The sequence below is a fragment of the Oricola nitratireducens genome (assembly GCF_014904745.1).
GTDB lineage: Bacteria > Pseudomonadota > Alphaproteobacteria > Rhizobiales > Rhizobiaceae > Oricola > Oricola nitratireducens.
In genome coordinates, this window is sequence record NZ_JACZCS010000042.1 from 14,759 (window position 1) to 31,354 (window position 16,596).

Below are 16,596 nucleotides of genomic sequence, written 5' to 3' on the forward strand. Positions count from 1 at the left end.
ACAGTCTTCGACGCTCGACTCGCGGTCGGCGCGCCGTCTCCGAGACGGGACCGAGCCTGGTCCAGCCTTAATGGTGGATTGCGCCGGTAGCGGTGGAGTCACGGTCCTAGTGACTCTCATGCCCCGTCGTGGCCGCCGGGGCGCTGTTGCCGAGGCGCAGGGACTGTTTCATCGGCGCCATGTCGTCGCGATCAATCGCGGCCGTTGCGGTGTGGTCGATCGCGGCCGTCGCGGTGTGGTCGATCTTCGACGCGGCGGCAGGCATCGGATTGTAGAAGTCGAGCCGGCCGGACTTGGCGAACGCACCGGATGCAGTGGCGAGAACGATACCCGTCGCGATGAGGAACTTTTTCATTTTCATACTCCTTATCTTTTCGAATACGGCCGTCTTGGGAGGATGGCCCTGCTCCGGCGGGTTCGTTTTCACCGCCTCGGCTGTCTACAAGTTGAGGTATCGGGCGCTCATGTTCCAATTACAAAAACGTAACCGGAATCACGCATTCGTTGCCTTGAACATCCGCCCGCGCGCTCCTAACCCCTGAAAAATAATAGCAATATCAATATGATATGACTTCCGCCTCCGTGTGATTCTTCGTGATGTGCGGCCGCTCGTTCACGGGATGGAGCCACACCGTTCAGGCATGCGTGAACGCCGGGCGCGCGAAAGGCGCTTTTTCGCATGACATTCACCGCCGGGACTGACGGCCAGCGGCTCGCCGTCAGCGCCGCGGCGGCCATTGTTCACGCGAAACGTGAAGTCCGTGACCGGTTTTGCGCCCGCCCGGGCGCCGTCACGGACCGCTCCCGGCCGGCAAACCGAAAGTTAAGCACGGGCGATTACAGTCGCGGCAATGCCCTACCGCACGCTCGACAAGGACCGGATCGAAGCAACCGCCGCTTTGCTGGAACAGCGGATCGCGGAACGCTTTCCCGATTCCAGCCTGCGCAAGGTTGCCGGAGAGATCGTCGCGCTGTCGCGCGACATCGGCAGACTGACCGCCGACCTCGAAAAGCCGATCGTCTGGCTGCGTCTGCTGACGCTGGCCGCGATCGCCGCCGCCGCGACGATCTTCGCGCTTGTCGGTACGGTCCTGTCCTTCGACCGGATCTCCACCGGCGCGTTCGACTTCGTCCAGGGACTGGAAGCCTCCCTCAACACGCTGGTCTTTGCCGGCGTTGGATTCTGGACGCTGGTGACACTGGAAGAGCGGTTCAAGCGCAGACGGGCGCTGGACGGGCTGCATGCGCTGCGCTCGGTGATCCACATCATCGACATGCACCAGCTGACCAAGGATCCGGCGGTTCTCCAGCAGGGCTTCACCCCGACAAAAAGTTCGCCTGAGCGCCACCTCACGCGGCCGCAACTGACCCGTTATCTCGACTATTGCTCGGAGATGCTCTCGATCACCGGCAAGCTCGCCGCACTCTACGCCCAGGCGCTCAACGACGACATCGTCGTCAACGCGGTCAACGACATCGAGAACCTCGGCACCAACCTGTCGCGCAAGATCTGGCAGAAGATCATGCTGATCGGCGAAGAGACGATGCACGCCACGGCGTGATATCCGGACAAGACCGGCCGATTGTAAAATTGACGAAACAGCCGGGGCGGATTACGGGAAAGGCATGAATTCAAGCCTTGGCCGTCCGGCAGACATTCTCAAAGATCTCATCCACTGTCCGTCGGTCACGCCGGCGGAGGGCGGCGCGCTGTCGGCGCTCGAAACCATGCTGAAACCGCTCGGATTCGAGATTCAGCGTCCGGTCTTTTCCGAGGACGGCACGCCGGATGTCGAAAACCTCTATGCGCGGCTCGGCACCGGCGGCCCGCATCTGATGTTCGCCGGGCATACCGACGTCGTGCCGGTCGGCGACGAGACCGCCTGGACGCATCCGCCTTTCGGCGCGGAAACCGCCGACGGCATGCTATACGGGCGCGGCGCCGTCGACATGAAAGGCGGCATTGCCTGCTTCGTCGCCGCGGTCGCCCAGCACATCGAGAAACACGGCCCCCCGCCCGGATCGATTTCGTTCCTGATCACCGGCGACGAGGAAGGCCCGGCGATCAACGGCACCGCAAAGCTCCTGACATGGGCGGTCGAGCGCGGCGAAAGCTGGGATGCCTGCATCGTCGGCGAACCGACCAATCCGGACGCGCTCGGCGACATGATCAAGATCGGGCGCCGCGGTTCGGTGTCCGGGACGGTGACGGTTCACGGCGTACAGGGCCATGCCGCCTATCCGCATCTCGCCGACAATCCGGTTCGCGGCATCGTCCAGGTGGTCGAGGCGCTTTTCGATCCACCCTTCGATGCGGGCACGGAGAATTTCCAGGCGACAAATCTCGAAGTCACGACCATCGATACCGGCAATCCGGCGGTCAACGTGATCCCGGCGGCATCGTCGGCCTCCTTCAATGTCCGCTTCAACGACAGCTGGAGCGTGGACAGCCTGAAGGAAGAAATCGGCGCGCGTATCGCCAAAGCGGCGGCGTCGACGCATCTGAGGCCCGGAAAATCCGCGCCGATGCGATACGACCTCGTCTGGAAAGACCCGCCGAGCCCGGTCTTCCTGACCCGCGACGAGACGCTCGTCGGCGTCGTCAGCGGCGCCGTCGCGGCCGTGACCGGCAGGACGCCGGTCCTGTCGACATCGGGCGGCACGTCGGATGCACGTTTCATCAAGGATTATTGCCCGGTGGTGGAATTTGGCCTCGTCGGCAAGACCATGCACATGGTCGACGAATGCGTGGCGGTCGACGATCTCGATACGCTGACGGAGATCTATGCCCGTGTCATCGCGGACTGGTTTGCGAGCCGCGCATGAATTTCTTCGACTATGCCTTCCACCACATCGGCTGCGTGGCGCGGATATTGCGCGGCGACCCGCGGGCGCTTGGCGACATGGATATCTCGGCCGACGGCTTCTGGCGGTCGTTCGAGGCGTTTCCCGCCGCCCTGCCGGCGCTGATTTTCGCCTGGGTGGTGGAGGCGCGCCAGATCGAGGCCGCCGGCGCGCTGGCTCCTCTCGGCTCGCTGATCGCGCGGATGGCGGTGCTGGAGGTCGTGTTCTGGATCCTGCCGGTGATCGTGCTGGCGTTCGTGCTGCGGGCGTTGCGGATGCAGCGGCGCTTTTCGCAGCTGATCATCGCCAGGAACTGGCTCTCCGCGCTGATGAGTTACGTGTTCGTCAGCGTGCCGCTTGCCGAAATGACGCTGAATGGCGGCCAGACCAGCCAGGCGACCGCGTTGCTCACACTGGTCACGATGGGCCTGATGCTGTGGTTTTCCGTACGCGTCACGCGAACCGCCCTGAATGTCACGCCGATGGTGGCGGTCGGTTTCGTCGCCGTCGAGACGCTGATCACCTACCCGCTCGCCGTCTCGCTTTACGAGGTGGCGGGGTTGTATCCAGGGGCGTGAACACGCGGTCGTACTCGACCCGGGCCAAGTAGAGGCCGTGCGGCGGCGCGAGCGCGCCGCAGCGCTGATGGTCGCGGGCATCGAGCGCCGCCTGCACGTCCTCGCCGGTCCAGCGCCCCTCACCGACGAGCTTCAGCGTGCCGACCAGCGAGCGGACCTGATTGTGCAGGAAACTGCGCGCGGAAACGCGAACCTCGATCAGTTCGCCATTTCGCGAGAAACGGATCTCGTCGAGCGTCTTGACCGGCGATTTCGATTGGCACTGCGCGGCGCGGAAGGTCGTGAAATCGTGCGTGCCGATGAGGATCGCCGCGGCGTCCTGCATGACGGCGACATCGAGCGGCATCTTGACCCACCAGGCGCGCTCGCGTTCCAGCGGGCTCGGCGTGTGGCGATTGACGATCCTGTAGAGATAGTGGCGCGTCGTCGCCGAAAACCGGGCGTGGAAGCCCTCGTCCATCTTCTCGGCATCGAGCACGACGACGCATTCATCGGCCATGACCAGATAGGCGTTGATCGCCTCCATGACGCGGCGCGCGTCCCAGTCGCGCGTGAGGTCGACATGGCAAACCTGCCCGAGTGCGTGGACGCCGGTGTCGGTGCGCCCGGCGACATGGATCGTGACGTCCTCGCCGGTGAACTTCTTCACCGCCCGTTCCATCGCTTCCTGCACGGCATAGCCGTTGCGTTGGCGCTGGAAGCCAACATAGGGCGTGCCGTCATATTCGACGGTCAAACGGTAACGGGGCATAGGGTCACTTCAGGTTAAGTCAGGCACCGGCTCATAAAGCGCGGCGAGCGCCTCGTCCAGTTCAGCGAATGGCGGCGATGGTCGCGCCCCTGACGAAATCGGCGGCGCCAAGCGGCTTGCCGCCGGCCTTCTGCATCAGGAGAAGCTCCACCGAAGCATCGGCGCAGGCGATGAACAGCCGGCCGTCGGTCACCGAGACGGCCCCCGCGCCACCCGGCACAAGCGGAGCCAGGCGGCTGCGCAGGAGCTTGACGCGCTCCCACTTGCCGCCGATCTCCATCTCGCACCATGCGCCCGGAAACGGCGACAGGCCGCGAATATGGTCATGCACATCGCGCGCGGGACGCGACCAGTCGACCCGGCATTCCGCCTTGTCGATCTTGGCGGCATAGAGAACACCTTCGTCGGGTTGCGGCGTCAGCGAAAGGCTGCCGCGCTCGAGGGCGGCCATCGCACGCACCATGAGATCCGCGCAGAGCTGCGACAACGCGTCATGCAGTTCGCCGGCGGTCATGTCCTCGCCGATCGGCATGCGGTCTTCGAGCGCGATGTCGCCGGTGTCGAGACCCTTGTCCATCTTCATGACCATCATGCCGGTTTCGGCGTCGCCGGCCATGATCGCGCGCTGGATCGGCGCGGCGCCGCGCCAGCGCGGCAGCAGCGAGGCATGGCCGTTGAAGCAGCCCAAACGGGTGCCGTTCAGAACGGTTTCCGGCAACAGCAGACCGTAGGCGACCACCACGGCGGCATCGGCCTCCAGATCGCGGAAGGCGTCCTGTTCCTCGCTTCCCTTCAGGCTTGCCGGTGTGCGCACGGGAATACCCAGCGCCTCGGCCTGGCGATGCACCGGGGACCTGATGAGTTCGAGGCCGCGGCGGCCGGCGGGACGCGGCGGCTGGGTATAGCAGGCCACGACGTCGTGTCCGTGGGCGACCAGGGCGGTCAGCGTCGGAACCGAAAACTCCGGGGTCCCCATGAAAATTAACCGCATACTGCCGTCCCTCATAAAAAAATAACCGGATCACTAAAATGCGCGCGGTTTTGTAAAGGCAATCTTCAGTCGCTTTGCAAATATACGATTAACCTAGCTAGAGGTTCGTTCGGAGGGCATGAAGCATGACACGGGCTGCTTTCGGCCAGCGTGAGGCCAGGCAACTTACCTATGCGCACGCGGGCGTATTGAAGGAACACGCGGACTACACAAGCAGCGCCAAGGAGCGCAAGCCGGTCCGCAAGAAACTGCATACGCCCGTCGTCAAGAAGAAACGCGTCACGGTCAATAACAACAAACAGCGGATGAGTTTACTCGACCGCATCCTGACCTCGTTAACCGTTGTCGCACTGGCCTTTGCCGCCGTTAACATTTTCCTGCCCGACGCCGCCGTTGCCGCGGCGTTGCGGGTCAGCGAGATCGCCGGCATCGCGCTTCCGGCTTAAAGCCGGGTTCCGCCGCGCTGCCTGGCCAGCTTGGTGAACTTCTTGACGACCATGTCGCGCTTCAGCTTGGAGATGTGGTCGATAAACAAGATGCCGTTGAGATGGTCGATCTCGTGCTGCAGGCAGGTGGCGAAAACGCCGTCCGCCGTTACCGTGTTCTCCTTGCCGTTCCTGTCGAGATAGTTGACCGTCACGGTCGCCGGGCGCTCGACCTCGGCATAGTAGTCCGGAATCGACAGGCAGCCTTCCTCGTAGGTCGACACCTCGTCGCCGGTGGCGACGACTTCCGGATTGATGAAGACCTGCGGATTCTTCGGTTCGTCCTCTTTCGAGACGTCGATGACGAGCAAGCGGATCGGCTCGCCGACCTGCACGGCGGCAAGGCCGATGCCCGGCGCGTCATACATGGTCTCCAGCATGTCGTCGGCAAAACGGCGCAGTTCGTCATCCACGCGCTCGACGGGTCTGGAGCTTTCGCGGAGGATCGGATCCGGCAGAAGTACAAGCGGTTTGGTCGTCATTATGGCGCTCACGTAAGCAATGCGATACGCATCGTCAATCTCCCGCGATACAGTGCGATCTGACAGCGGCACGCGAATCGCCTAAATTCGGCAAATGGAAACAACTCTCGATCTGTCCCGGCCGTTTCTGGCCGTCGGGAACACCGTTCTGACCCTCGGCGACACGCTTCTGGCGGGAGCCGGTTTGCTGGTGCTCGTTCTCGCGGGCATGGCGTTTGCAGGCTGGCGGGCGGCGAAACACCGCGCCGCGGTTCTGGAGGACAACCAGCGCCGGGCGGCGGAAGCCGAAGCGCGCATGGCCGACATCCTCAAGGCGCAGTCGGAAATGCACGGGCGCATGGCCTCGATGACGGAAATCTTCGGCTCGCGGCAGTCGGAACTGAACCAGGCCATCCACCAGCGCTTCGATTCCATGACCAACCGGATCGGCCAGTCGATGACCGAGCAGCAGAAATCGACGCATGAAAATCTCGCGAAGCTGCAGGAGCGGCTGGCGGTGATCGACACGGCGCAGACCAACATCCAGCAACTCGCCGGTCAGGTCGTCGAACTGCAGTCGATCCTGTCGAACAAGCAGACGCGCGGCGCGTTCGGGCAGGCGCGCATGGAGACGATCATCTCCGACGGTCTGCCGATGGACGCCTACACATTCCAGGCCACGCTTTCCAACGGCAACCGGCCCGACTGCATCGTGCACATGCCGAACGACGCGCCGGGCCTCGTCATCGACGCGAAGTTTCCGCTCGAAGCCTGGAACGCGATCCGCAGCGCCGGTGACGCCGCGCAATCGGCGGAGGCGGCGAAACAGTTCCGCCGCGACATGGACGTCCACATCAAGGCGATCTCGGAGAAATACCTGATCACCGGCGAAACGCAGGACACGGCGTTCCTGTTCGTGCCGTCGGAATCGATCTTCGCCGACATCCACGAGCATCACGAGGCGGTCGTCCAGAAAGCGCACCGGGCGCGCGTCGTCATCGTTTCGCCATCGCTCCTGATGCTGTCGATCCAGGTGATCCAGGCGCTTCTGAAGGATGCGCGCATGCGTGAACAGGCGCATCTCATTCAGGGCGAAGTGTTGCGCCTGATGGAGGACGTGGTGCGGCTCGACGACCGGGTGCGCAAGCTGCAGACCCATTTCGGCCAGGCGCAGAAGGACATCGACGACATCCTCGTCTCGTCGAACAAGGTCACGCGGCGCGGCCAGAAGATCGAGGCGCTCGAATTCAGCGGCGACCGGCCGGTTGCGGACGCGCCCGCCGTGGCAGATGCGGCGGAGTCGAAGACGGCCAGCAGCAAGACCGGCCAGTTGCGCCTCAGGGTCGTCGATCCGGAAGAGGACTGACCTCGAAGGGCTGCTTCAGAACGACCGCCGATATCGCCGACAGGACCGCGCGCCGGATGCGCGCCAATGTCTCGCCGTCATTGCGCAACGACGTGATCAGCGGCAGCGCGGGACGGCTTGCGGTCCAGCCTGCCACATATACGTCCTTCGCCGCCGGCTCGTGCTCCTGCGCGATCGCCCAGGTGACGCAGTCTATCGCCGCGTAGTCTGTTTCTCCCGCCGCGACGGCACGGATCGAGGCGCGATGCGAGCCGGTCCAGATGATTTCAGCATTGTCGGGCGGCGCCATCCCCAGGGCTTTCCTGTCGCGGGCAAGCGCCACCCAGCCGGACATGGAATCGGCGCTGTTGGCTGCCTGGCGTCCGGCCACGGCTTTCGGCGCGAAGCGCGGTGCGAATGTGCGGCGCGGCGCGGGCATGTCCGCATCCGATCCTTTTCGCAGAATGGCGCTGCGGTAGGTGGCATTTCCGCACCCGGGCACGCGATGCACCGGCGTCGCGACATAGCGGACACGACCATCGAGAACAGTCGCCAGAGGATGGCTGCAGGTCTCGCCGATCAGTAAATCCGGGGAAAGCCAGAGCATTTCGAGGTCGCCGTCACGCGTCAGGGTTTCAGGTGCGTCAAAGCCCTCGGCGCGCAACGCGTCGCGCAACTTCGCCCAGCGCGCGTCGGTTTCGGCGCGGCGCTCGGGCCAGTCATACATGGGAAGAGTAGCGATAGGCGGCATTGCGTTTCCCTACGCCGCCCGGCGGGCGGCGTCCACCGGATCAATCCTGGTCCGGTTTCGCGGGCACCGCGGCGTTGCAGCCGATCTGCGGGCCGGTCGGAACGCCGACGGGATGAAAGCTGCCGCCATTTGCCGGCACAACCGCTTCGCCCGTTCGCCAGGCCGGATGGACAACCGGCTCCTTGGCGCGGAAGGCGAAGGCGCGGAAAATGGTCCAGTAGTCCGGGAACACATAGCCGCCGTTGCGCCGCAGCCAGTCCGCGCGGCCTGCACGGTAGAGTTTCGGCAGCGCGTACCACGGCGCGCGCGGCAGCTTGTGATGAACGAAATGCAGATTGTTGTAGAGGAAGAGCAGGCCGAAAATTCCGCCGTGCTCGACGATCACCGTGCGCCCGTCGGGATCATTCTCCCAGCGGTGCTCGCAATAGGTGCGGATCGCGATGATGGCGAGCCCGCCATAGGCGACGGTCACGACATAGAGCAGCGGATCGATGCCCATGACACCCTTCACGATGTAGAGCAGCACGGCCAGACCGGCCAAATGATTGAGCCATGCCTGGCGAACGCCGCGCTCGCCGCGCCACAACCGGCCCGCTTCTGCAACCATGAATGCGGTGACCATCAAGGCGGGGCCGAGCAGCAGGCGGCCGGCAAGCGTGTTGTTGACGGCGAGCAGGAAACGCAGCGGCGCATTCATGCGGCCGTGGTCGGCGGCGGCGCGATACCAGCTTTCCGGATCATCGTAAGGATCGGTCAGACGCTCGTCGTCGTGGTGGCGCAGATGCAGCTGCTTGAAGCGACGGAAGGGATAGAAAACGGTGAGCGGCAGCGCGACCAGCAATTCGTTGATGCCCGCGTTGCGGGTCGGATGGCCATGCAGCGCCTCATGCTGCAAGGACGAGTGCAAGGCCGCCGCGACCGCCATCACGCACAGCGCCAGAACCGGCCAGGCCGGGTAAAGCGCCAGGCCACTGACAAGCCAAAGGCAGTAGCACAGGGCCAGCATGGCCAAGGTCGGCCATTCCAAACTCTTCGAATCCTTCATGTTTTTCCCCTTGTGGAGAATACATGACTCCTGACACTCGCTGTTTCCATGAGGAAATGGTGAACTTTTATGGATTTTGACAAACAAATTCCGAATGTGTTGATTGTTATCAACATATGGGGAATATTATCTTCGAAACAGGAGGTTTGACATGGAGCTACCGGACAAGCGGGACGTCTCGCGGCTGTTCCGCGAGCGGCTCGAACACCTGCTGCAGCGTTCCGGACAGAACCGTTCGACCTTTGCGGCGAAGGTCGGGATCGACCGGTCGGCGCTGTCGCTGCTGCTCGCCGGCGAGGTGACGCGGCTGCCGCGCGCCGAGACGCTGATGCGGATCGCCATCGTGCACGGCGTCAGTCTCGACTGGCTGCTCGGGATCAGCCAGGCGGAAGACGTGACGGCCGCGATCAAGCCGTCGCTGGAACTGGAAGAGGCGCCGGACGACACTGACGAGACGCTGCTGGAAACCTGGCACGCCGAAGCCGCCGGAACCAAGATCCGCTATGTGCCGACGACCCTTCCGGACCTGCTGCGCACCGACGCGGTGATCTCCTATGAAAGCCGTGAAAACAAGCGCTCGCTCGTCTCGCGCATCGACGAGGCGCAGGGCCGCATCGCCTACACGCGCAGGCCCGAAACCGACATCGAGATCTGCATGCCGCTGCAGCGCCTGCTCGACCTGGTGCGCGGCACCGGCATCTGGGGGGATCTCGCTGCGCCGGCGCGCATCGCGCAGATCGAGCACATGGCGAACCTGATCGACGAACTCTATCCGAGCCTGCGGCTCTATCTCTTCGACGCCCAGAGCCATTTCTCGGCGCCCTACACGGTGTTCGGGCCGTACCGCGCGGCGGTCTATATGGGCGACATGTATCTGGTCCTGAACACCAAGGAAGCGGTGTCCGCGATGACGCGGCATTTCGACAACCTCATCCGCGCGGCGACGGTGCAGGCGCACGAGGCTGCGGCCTGGATACGGGCACTGCCCGGCGAAAAGCTCTAGCGGATCGCGCGGACGAGGCCGGCGGACGGGAAACAGGCCGGCGAGCGGCCGTGTTTCGCCTCCCAGTCGCCGATCGACCGGCGGGTCTTGAAGCCCGGAAGGCCGTCGGCGCCGCCGACGTCGTAGCCGATTTTCTCCAGTGCGCGCTGCATGGCTGCGATGTCGAACCGGAACAACTTGTCGGTGCGGCCCCATTTGGCGGCAAAGCTCTTGTCGCCCCACTGGATGCGGTCGCCGGCATGACCGACGAAGAGCGCATAGAGATCGCTCTCGTTATAGGCCTTCAGGACGTAGAAATTCGGCGTGACGATAAAGGCGGGGCCGTAGCGGCCGGCCGGCATCAGGAGATAGCCATCCTGGCGCAGTTCGTGCGCGGGGAACGGTTTTCCGGAGACGCGCCTGACGCCGAGCTTCACCCAGTCGGACATGCGCTTGCCGCGATCGGGACCTTCCATCGCACAGGAAATCGAGGCGGGAACCGTGACCTCGAAGCCCCAGTCGCGGCCGGTCTGCCAGCCGAAGGTCTTCAGATAGCCCGCAATGGAGGCGAGCGTGTCGGGGACCGAGTTCCAGATATCGGGGTGGCCGTCACGATCAAAATCGACGGCGTGAGCGAGGTAGGACGACGGCATGAATTGCGGCTGACCGAGCGCCCCCGCCCAGGACGAGCGCATCGTCTCCGGCTCGGCGAGACCGCGCTGGACGATGACAAGCGCGGCGACCAGTTCGCTGCGGAACAGTTCGGGCCGCGTCGACATGAACGCCTTGGTTCCCAGCACCTGGAAGGCATCATGCGGGATCTTGACGCGGCCGAAGCCGGATTCGCGGCCCCAGATGGCGAGAACGATGCGGCCCGGAACGCCATAGGCGCGTTCGACGGCGGCAAGCGTCGAGGCGTATTTCCTGGCCAGGCTGCGGCCGGTTGCGGTCACGAAACCGATATTGCGCTCGTCGAAATATTTCGCGGGCGCGCTGAATTCAGCCTGGTGCATGTCCTTTGGCGGCTCCTTGGAGCCGGGCTTGACGAGGCCGGGAATGTCGAGATTGAGCCGCTTAGCGCCAAGCGCCCGGTCGAAGGTCGCGCGGGAGATGCCGGACTGCTTCGCCATCGGCCAGATCGTGTTTTCGAGAAAGGCCGCATATTGCGCCTGCAGTCCGGATTGCGCAGCGGCAGGCGCGACAACGAGAAGCAGGACGGCAAGAGCGGCAGCGAAACGGATCATCGGGGCCTCCTCGATTCGGGCAAAGGGTAGCAGACCGATACGGAATGGAAAGGAAACGGTCACAGCGCCGTAAACGAACGAGGCCGGCCGTTGCAATTTGGCCGCGGGATCGCGAAAAGGTCACCTAGGGGCACAGGAACGACCGAAACGACGATGCGTATTCTTTATCTCACGGTGGATAGCCCCTGGCCTCCGCGAAGCGGCGGCGACATCCGCAACGCGCATATCGCCAAAAACGCAGCGCGGCTCGGTCCGGCACATGCCATCAGCCTCGGGCCGGCGTATCCGGGCCCGCCACCGGAAAACATCACCACGATCCAGGCATCCGGCATCGGAGAAGACAATCCGTGGCATTTCCACGACCCCGTCATCCGCACGCGGTTGCGGCTTCCGGCCGAAACCCTCGACCACATAGCGGCGGAGGCAAACGGGTTCGGGCCGGACGTAGCGATCGTCGAGGGCGTGATGTTCGCCGACGCCATTCCCGTCTTCCAGGCGGCCGGCATTCCCGTCGTGCTCGACATGCACAACATCGAATCCGACCTCTTTCGCATGATCCGGCGCAGCAAGGGCCCGTTTCGCCGTTTGAGCGATGCCTTACGCGGAGGTCGGCGTTGGCGCGGCCTACGCGAACTCGACATTGCTACAAGCCGCCTGGCGGAGGAGACATGGGTCACGTCGGAGATCGACCGCCGCCGTCTTCTGGAACTGGGCGGCGCCGATGCAACCGTGATCCCCAATCCGATCCCTAACGAGACGTTCTTCGACATCCCTCTCGACCCGGCACGCTACAGCGCGCCACATGCACTTTTTCTGGGACATCTGTCCTATCCGCCGAATATCGCCGCCGCGCGTGAACTCGCAACCGACATCTGGCCGGCCGCCTCACGCGCCGTCCCGTCCGCGCGACTGACGATCGCGGGACGCACTCCGGTACCGGCCGTGCGCAACCTGGAAAAGCCCGGCAGCATCCGGATCGCCGCCGATCCGGCCGATCCGCGCGGCCTCGTCGCCGAGCACGGTTATACACTGATGCCGATCCGCCAGGGCGGCGGAACGCGGGTCAAGGCGCTGGAAGCCATGGCCGGCGGGATGGTCATCATCGCCACGGCAAAGGCGGTCGAAGGCCTTCCGATCGAGGACGGGGTGCATTACTTGCGTGCGGAACGCACGCGCGACTTCGCCACCGCGCTGGCCCGGTTGCACGCCGACCCGGCGCGCACGATGGCGCTGGCGGAAAGCGCGCGCGGTTACGTGCGCGAGCGCTACAACACCCGAACGCTGGGCGACATGATCGCCGCGCGCCTGCAGGATCTGAAGCGCGGCTGACCCGGCCGCAAAACGGCACTTATTTGAGGACAGCCAGCATGCGCCGGATTTCCGGCAGGGCGTATTCGGCCGTCTTGCGGCCTTCCTCAATGGCTTTTTTCGCATCCTCGAAATCGAGAATACCCATGTCGCCGAGTCGGGGCACAAGCAGGGCATGCGGCGGTTCGCCGGCAAGGCGGGACCGGGTGATCCGGTCCTGCATGATGTTGATGGAGTTGGCGAGAATCTCGAAATAACCCGGCACCTGCTCCGAGCTGCCGAGATATTTTTCGACAGCCTGCGCCACGGTCGGGCGCCAGCTTTCGGGCAGGTTGCCGAGCACCGTCTCGATCATGCCGGTGTCGTCCCCTTTAGCCTTGTTCGTGCGGACACGACGCCGCCCGACCAGTTCCCCGTTCAGGTTGACCGCGATGACGAAGGTCGCGCCGAGCGCCCGGCAGGTGGAGACCGGGACCGGATTGACGAGACCGCCGTCGACGAACCAGCTTCCGTCGATCCTGACCGGCGCGAACAATCCCGGCAGCGCAACCGAGGCCTGCACGGCGCGGTCCGCCGAGCCCTTTTCGAACCATTGCTCCAGACCGGTCACGTAATCGGTGGCGACCGCGGCGAAGGGAAGATCGAAGTCCTCGATATTCTCTTTGATGCCGAGATCATTCATCAGCCGCGTGACGAAGCCGGTCGAGATCGGTCCGCCGCCGGCAAGCGCCATCTCGAGCCTGCCGACCATGCGGCGCCAGGAAAAGGCTTCGGCCCAGTCCCGAAGCTCGTTTAGCCGGCCCGCCGCATAGGCGGCGCCAACGAAGGCGCCCATCGAGCATCCGCAGACGATGTCAGGCCGGATGCCCTGCTTTTCGAGAACCTCGATAACGCCGATATGCGACCAGCCGCGCGCCGCGCCGCTGCCCAGCGCGAGACCGATTACCGGTTTGGCCATGTCCGTTCTCCAAGTTCCAGCATGCAATGTCCCGCGCAACGGGCGGGCAGGCAAGTGCGGCGTTCATGCCGCCATCACCGTCCATCCCCTGTAGACGAGCCGCAACGCGACAAGCGTGATCAGCCAGCGGAATACCGTGCGGAAGGCCGTTTCGGAGACATGGACCGTGGCGCGCTTGCCGATCCAGGTGCCGGCGAAGCCGGCGAACGTGGCAAGAACGATATGCGGGATGTAGTCCTGATAGCGGAATCCGAAGCCGACATAGCTGGTCATTTTCATCACATCCAGCGCGATCATGCAGGCGGCCAGCGTGCCGGTGATCTGCACCTTTCGCAGATCGGTGCGAATGATGACGGACTGCAGCACGCCGCCGACACCGAACATCGTGCCGACGAAAGAGTGTACGACGCCAACATAGGCGAAGGGGTGCTTGACCTTCCATCCACCGCCGGTTTTCGGCAGCCAGATCAGCGCCATCAGCAGGATGCCAAGCAACATCTGCAGCAGCGCGTCCGAAGCGGCGACGAAGGCGCGCGCGCCGAAATAGACGCCGAACAGACAACCGAACACGAAGGTGGCGACAATTCGCCACTGGATATCGTGCCAGAACAATCCGATCCGGGCCGCCAGCGATCCGGCGGAAAGCGGCGACTGCAGCGGAATCGCGGTCGAGGCCGGCAACACCGCAAGCGCGCTCAGAAGAAGAACATAAACGCCGCCCGTGGCGAAGGCGGCGTTGACGAAGGAGGCGGCGAAGGCGCCAAGCGTGATGACGACGAGTGTGATGTCCATGAAGTCGGAAGCCGCTCAGAAACTCGTGCGCGAGCGCAGCGCCGCGGACAGGGTGCCTTCGTCGAGATAATCGAGTTCGCCGCCGACCGGCACGCCGTGGGCAAGCCGGGTGATCTTGACGTCGAAGCCGGACAGCTGGTCGGTGATGTAATGGGCCGTGGTCTGGCCCTCGACCGTAGCGTTGACGGCGATAATCAACTCCTGCACACCGCCGGCAGCGACACGGTCGACCAGTGTCTTGATGTTGAGATCGTCCGGACCGATGCCGTCGAGCGGCGACAGCGTGCCGCCGAGGACATGATACTTGGCGTTCATCGCGCCGGCGCGCTCCAATGCCCAGAGATCGGAGACGTCCTCGACGACGATCAGCGTCGTCTCGTCGCGGCGCGGATCGGTGCAGATCGAGCAGGGATCGATAGTGTCGACATTGCCGCAGACCGAGCATTCGGTGACCTTTTCGACCGCCTCGGCAAGCGCCACGGCGAGCGGCGCCATCAACTGGTCCTTCTTCTTGATCATGTGCAGCGCGGCGCGGCGCGCCGAGCGCGGCCCGAGCCCCGGCACCTTGGCCAGAAGCTGGATCAGTTTCTCGATTTCGGGCCCGGCGATTCGCTTGGTGGACATGAGCCAGATTTATGGGTTTCACGGCCGCCGTAAAAGGAAAAACGTCACAGTGACAAGAAACGGGTGGCGGATGCGACACCACCTTGGCACGGTCCGCGCATTCAAACGGAGACGGAAATGCCCCCCACCCGCACATCGATGACGCCCGCCGAGTGGGCTATGCTGGTCGCGCTCTCGGTTCTGTGGGGCGGATCGTTCTTCTTCAACGGGGTCGCGGTGAAGGAACTGCCGGCGCTGACCATCGTGTTTTCGCGCGTGGCGCTGGCGGCGCTGACGCTGCATCTCGTCATGGCGGCCACGGGCAGAAAGCTGCCGGCCGGCCGGGATGCCTGGTTCGCCTTCGCCGGCATGGGGCTCCTGAACAACGTGATCCCGTTCTCGCTGATCGTCTGGGGCCAGGGACATATCGCGTCCGGCGTCGCCTCGATCCTGAACGCGACGACGCCGCTCTTCACCGTGCTGGCGGCGCATGTCGTCACGAGCGACGAGAAGCTGACGCCGCTGCGCGTCGGCGGCGTGATCGCCGGCTTTGCGGGCGTGGCGGTGATGCTCGGCGCCGGCAAGCTCGCCGGCGCGCCGGTCCTCGCCTATGCGGCATGTCTCGGCGCGGCGCTCTCCTACGGGCTCGCGAGCGTCCATGGCCGGCGGTTCCGGGCGCTCGGCATCCAACCGATGGCCGTGGCGACCGGACAGTTGACCATGTCGAGCCTGATCATGGCGCCGATGATGTTGGTCGTCGACCGACCCTGGACGCTAACGCTGCCCGGGCCCCACACAATGCTGGCGATCATCGGGCTGGCGACAATCTCGACGGCGCTTGCCTATCTCCTGTTCTTCCGCATCCTGAACGGCGCGGGCGCGACGAACATTTCGCTCGTCACTTTCCTGATCCCGCCAAGCGCCATTCTGCTCGGCATCATGTTCCTCGGTGAAGTGCTGCTGCCACGCCACGTCGCGGGGATGGCGCTGATCGGGCTCGGACTGGCGCTGGTCGACGGACGGCTGGTGAGCAAGAAAAAACCCCTGCCGTCCTGATGACAGCAGGGGCGAATTTGCGTCCCTGAGTTATGTCCGGATCAGCGGATCAACGCCGGCCCCCGCCGCCGTTTCCGTTACCGCCGCCATTGCCGGAGCCACCGCCCGAACCGGACGATTCACCGGCACCGGAACCGCTGTCCGGGGCATCGACATCGATGGTGTCCGGACGGCTCTGGCGGGCATATGCGGTTTCCTCGTTCGTCACGTCGATATCGGCGCCCTGAAACGGCTCGTCAGAGGCCGTGTCGAGGCTGTCGAAGCGGGCGTCATGGATGCCGAGCGGATCGAGCGCAGTGCCTTCGCCCCATTTGCTGTTGTGGTCAGCCATCGCGATACCGGTGCTGGCAGCGACAAGAGCAAATGCGAGTGCGACTTGTTTTTTCATTTTCGGGTTTCCTC

General features: G+C 64.2%; 19 protein-coding genes. 8 read left to right on the top strand and 11 right to left on the bottom strand.

All coding sequences use genetic code 11. The features are described 5' to 3' along the window. Positions 1–106: 106 nt before the first annotated feature. Positions 107–355: a hypothetical protein gene (locus tag IG169_RS18725; RefSeq protein WP_193177782.1), complete on the bottom strand. Its 249-nt coding sequence runs from the start codon at positions 353–355 to the stop codon at positions 107–109. A gap of 496 nt (positions 356–851) precedes the next feature. Here IG169_RS18725 and IG169_RS18730 point away from each other — a divergent pair, with 496 nt between their 5' ends. From IG169_RS18730 to IG169_RS18740, 3 genes are all read left to right on the top strand, one after another. After that, complete coding sequence (locus IG169_RS18730; RefSeq protein WP_193177783.1) at positions 852–1,562, top strand: hypothetical protein; 711 nt, start codon at positions 852–854, stop codon at positions 1,560–1,562. 64 nt (positions 1,563–1,626) lie between these two features. Next, on the top strand, positions 1,627–2,826 hold the full coding sequence (gene dapE, locus IG169_RS18735) for a succinyl-diaminopimelate desuccinylase (RefSeq protein WP_193177784.1): 1,200 nt from the start codon (positions 1,627–1,629) through the stop codon (positions 2,824–2,826). Further along, positions 2,823–3,422, top strand: coding sequence for a hypothetical protein (locus IG169_RS18740; RefSeq protein WP_193177785.1), 600 nt, complete (start codon positions 2,823–2,825; stop codon positions 3,420–3,422). The genes dapE and IG169_RS18740 overlap by 4 nt, the downstream gene beginning before the upstream one ends. Here IG169_RS18740 and truA read toward each other — a convergent pair. Both truA and fmt read right to left on the bottom strand, forming a co-directional pair. After that, positions 3,364–4,173, bottom strand: coding sequence for a tRNA pseudouridine(38-40) synthase TruA (truA, locus tag IG169_RS18745; protein WP_193177786.1), 810 nt, complete (start codon positions 4,171–4,173; stop codon positions 3,364–3,366). The two genes, IG169_RS18740 and truA, sit on opposite strands and share 59 nt — an antisense overlap. Positions 4,174–4,234: 61 nt before the next feature. Then, a complete protein-coding gene (gene fmt, locus IG169_RS18750) occupies positions 4,235–5,164 on the bottom strand; it encodes a methionyl-tRNA formyltransferase (RefSeq protein ID WP_193177787.1) in 930 nt (309 codons plus the stop codon). A 125-nt stretch (positions 5,165–5,289) separates the two neighbouring features. On the opposite strand from fmt, the gene IG169_RS18755 reads away from it, so the two are divergent. Then, a complete protein-coding gene (locus IG169_RS18755) occupies positions 5,290–5,610 on the top strand; it encodes a hypothetical protein (RefSeq protein ID WP_193177788.1) in 321 nt (106 codons plus the stop codon). Here IG169_RS18755 and def read toward each other — a convergent pair. Next, the gene (gene def / locus IG169_RS18760; protein WP_193177789.1) at positions 5,607–6,131 is read right to left on the bottom strand and encodes a peptide deformylase; all 525 of its coding nucleotides are present in this window, start codon (positions 6,129–6,131) and stop codon (positions 5,607–5,609) included. The two genes, IG169_RS18755 and def, sit on opposite strands and share 4 nt — an antisense overlap. A 94-nt stretch (positions 6,132–6,225) precedes the next feature. Here def and IG169_RS18765 point away from each other — a divergent pair, with 94 nt between their 5' ends. After that, on the top strand, positions 6,226–7,476 hold the full coding sequence (locus tag IG169_RS18765) for a DNA recombination protein RmuC (RefSeq protein WP_193177790.1): 1,251 nt from the start codon (positions 6,226–6,228) through the stop codon (positions 7,474–7,476). On the opposite strand, the gene IG169_RS18770 is transcribed toward IG169_RS18765, so the two are convergent. Together IG169_RS18770 and IG169_RS18775 are read right to left on the bottom strand one after the other, a co-directional pair. After that, a complete protein-coding gene (locus tag IG169_RS18770) occupies positions 7,448–8,206 on the bottom strand; it encodes a phosphate/phosphite/phosphonate ABC transporter substrate-binding protein (protein WP_193177791.1) in 759 nt (252 codons plus the stop codon). The genes IG169_RS18765 and IG169_RS18770 overlap by 29 nt on opposite strands. 40 nt (positions 8,207–8,246) lie before the next feature. Further along, on the bottom strand, positions 8,247–9,251 hold the full coding sequence (locus IG169_RS18775) for a fatty acid desaturase (protein WP_193177792.1): 1,005 nt from the start codon (positions 9,249–9,251) through the stop codon (positions 8,247–8,249). Positions 9,252–9,402: 151 nt separating this feature from the next. On the opposite strand from IG169_RS18775, the gene IG169_RS18780 reads away from it, so the two are divergent. Beyond that, positions 9,403–10,254, top strand: a complete 852-nt coding sequence (locus IG169_RS18780) for a helix-turn-helix domain-containing protein (protein WP_193177793.1) — start codon at positions 9,403–9,405, stop codon at positions 10,252–10,254. Here the strand turns inward: IG169_RS18780 and IG169_RS18785 are convergent. Then, entirely contained in the window at positions 10,251–11,477 is a 1,227-nt protein-coding gene (locus IG169_RS18785; RefSeq protein ID WP_193177794.1) for a lytic murein transglycosylase, read from the bottom strand. The genes IG169_RS18780 and IG169_RS18785 overlap by 4 nt on opposite strands. Before the next feature lie 153 nt (positions 11,478–11,630). Here IG169_RS18785 and IG169_RS18790 point away from each other — a divergent pair, with 153 nt between their 5' ends. Then, positions 11,631–12,806 carry a glycosyltransferase family 4 protein gene (locus IG169_RS18790; RefSeq protein WP_193177795.1) on the top strand — a complete coding sequence of 392 codons (1,176 nt, stop codon included), beginning with the start codon at positions 11,631–11,633 and terminating at the stop codon, positions 12,804–12,806. 19 nt (positions 12,807–12,825) lie between these two features. On the opposite strand, the gene IG169_RS18795 is transcribed toward IG169_RS18790, so the two are convergent. From IG169_RS18795 to recR, 3 genes are all read right to left on the bottom strand, one after another. Then, positions 12,826–13,743, bottom strand: a complete 918-nt coding sequence (locus IG169_RS18795; RefSeq protein ID WP_193177796.1) for a patatin-like phospholipase family protein — start codon at positions 13,741–13,743, stop codon at positions 12,826–12,828. A 63-nt stretch (positions 13,744–13,806) separates the two neighbouring features. After that, the gene (locus tag IG169_RS18800) at positions 13,807–14,535 is read right to left on the bottom strand and encodes a sulfite exporter TauE/SafE family protein (RefSeq protein WP_193177797.1); all 729 of its coding nucleotides are present in this window, start codon (positions 14,533–14,535) and stop codon (positions 13,807–13,809) included. A 15-nt stretch (positions 14,536–14,550) separates the two neighbouring features. After that, complete coding sequence (gene recR, locus IG169_RS18805) at positions 14,551–15,159, bottom strand: recombination mediator RecR (RefSeq protein WP_193177798.1); 609 nt, start codon at positions 15,157–15,159, stop codon at positions 14,551–14,553. A gap of 117 nt (positions 15,160–15,276) precedes the next feature. On the opposite strand from recR, the gene IG169_RS18810 reads away from it, so the two are divergent. After that, on the top strand, positions 15,277–16,194 hold the full coding sequence (locus tag IG169_RS18810; protein WP_193177799.1) for a DMT family transporter: 918 nt from the start codon (positions 15,277–15,279) through the stop codon (positions 16,192–16,194). 49 nt (positions 16,195–16,243) lie between these two features. Here the strand turns inward: IG169_RS18810 and IG169_RS18815 are convergent, their stop codons facing one another. Continuing rightward, on the bottom strand, positions 16,244–16,582 hold the full coding sequence (locus tag IG169_RS18815) for a hypothetical protein (RefSeq protein WP_193177800.1): 339 nt from the start codon (positions 16,580–16,582) through the stop codon (positions 16,244–16,246). Positions 16,583–16,596: the final 14 nt, after the last annotated feature.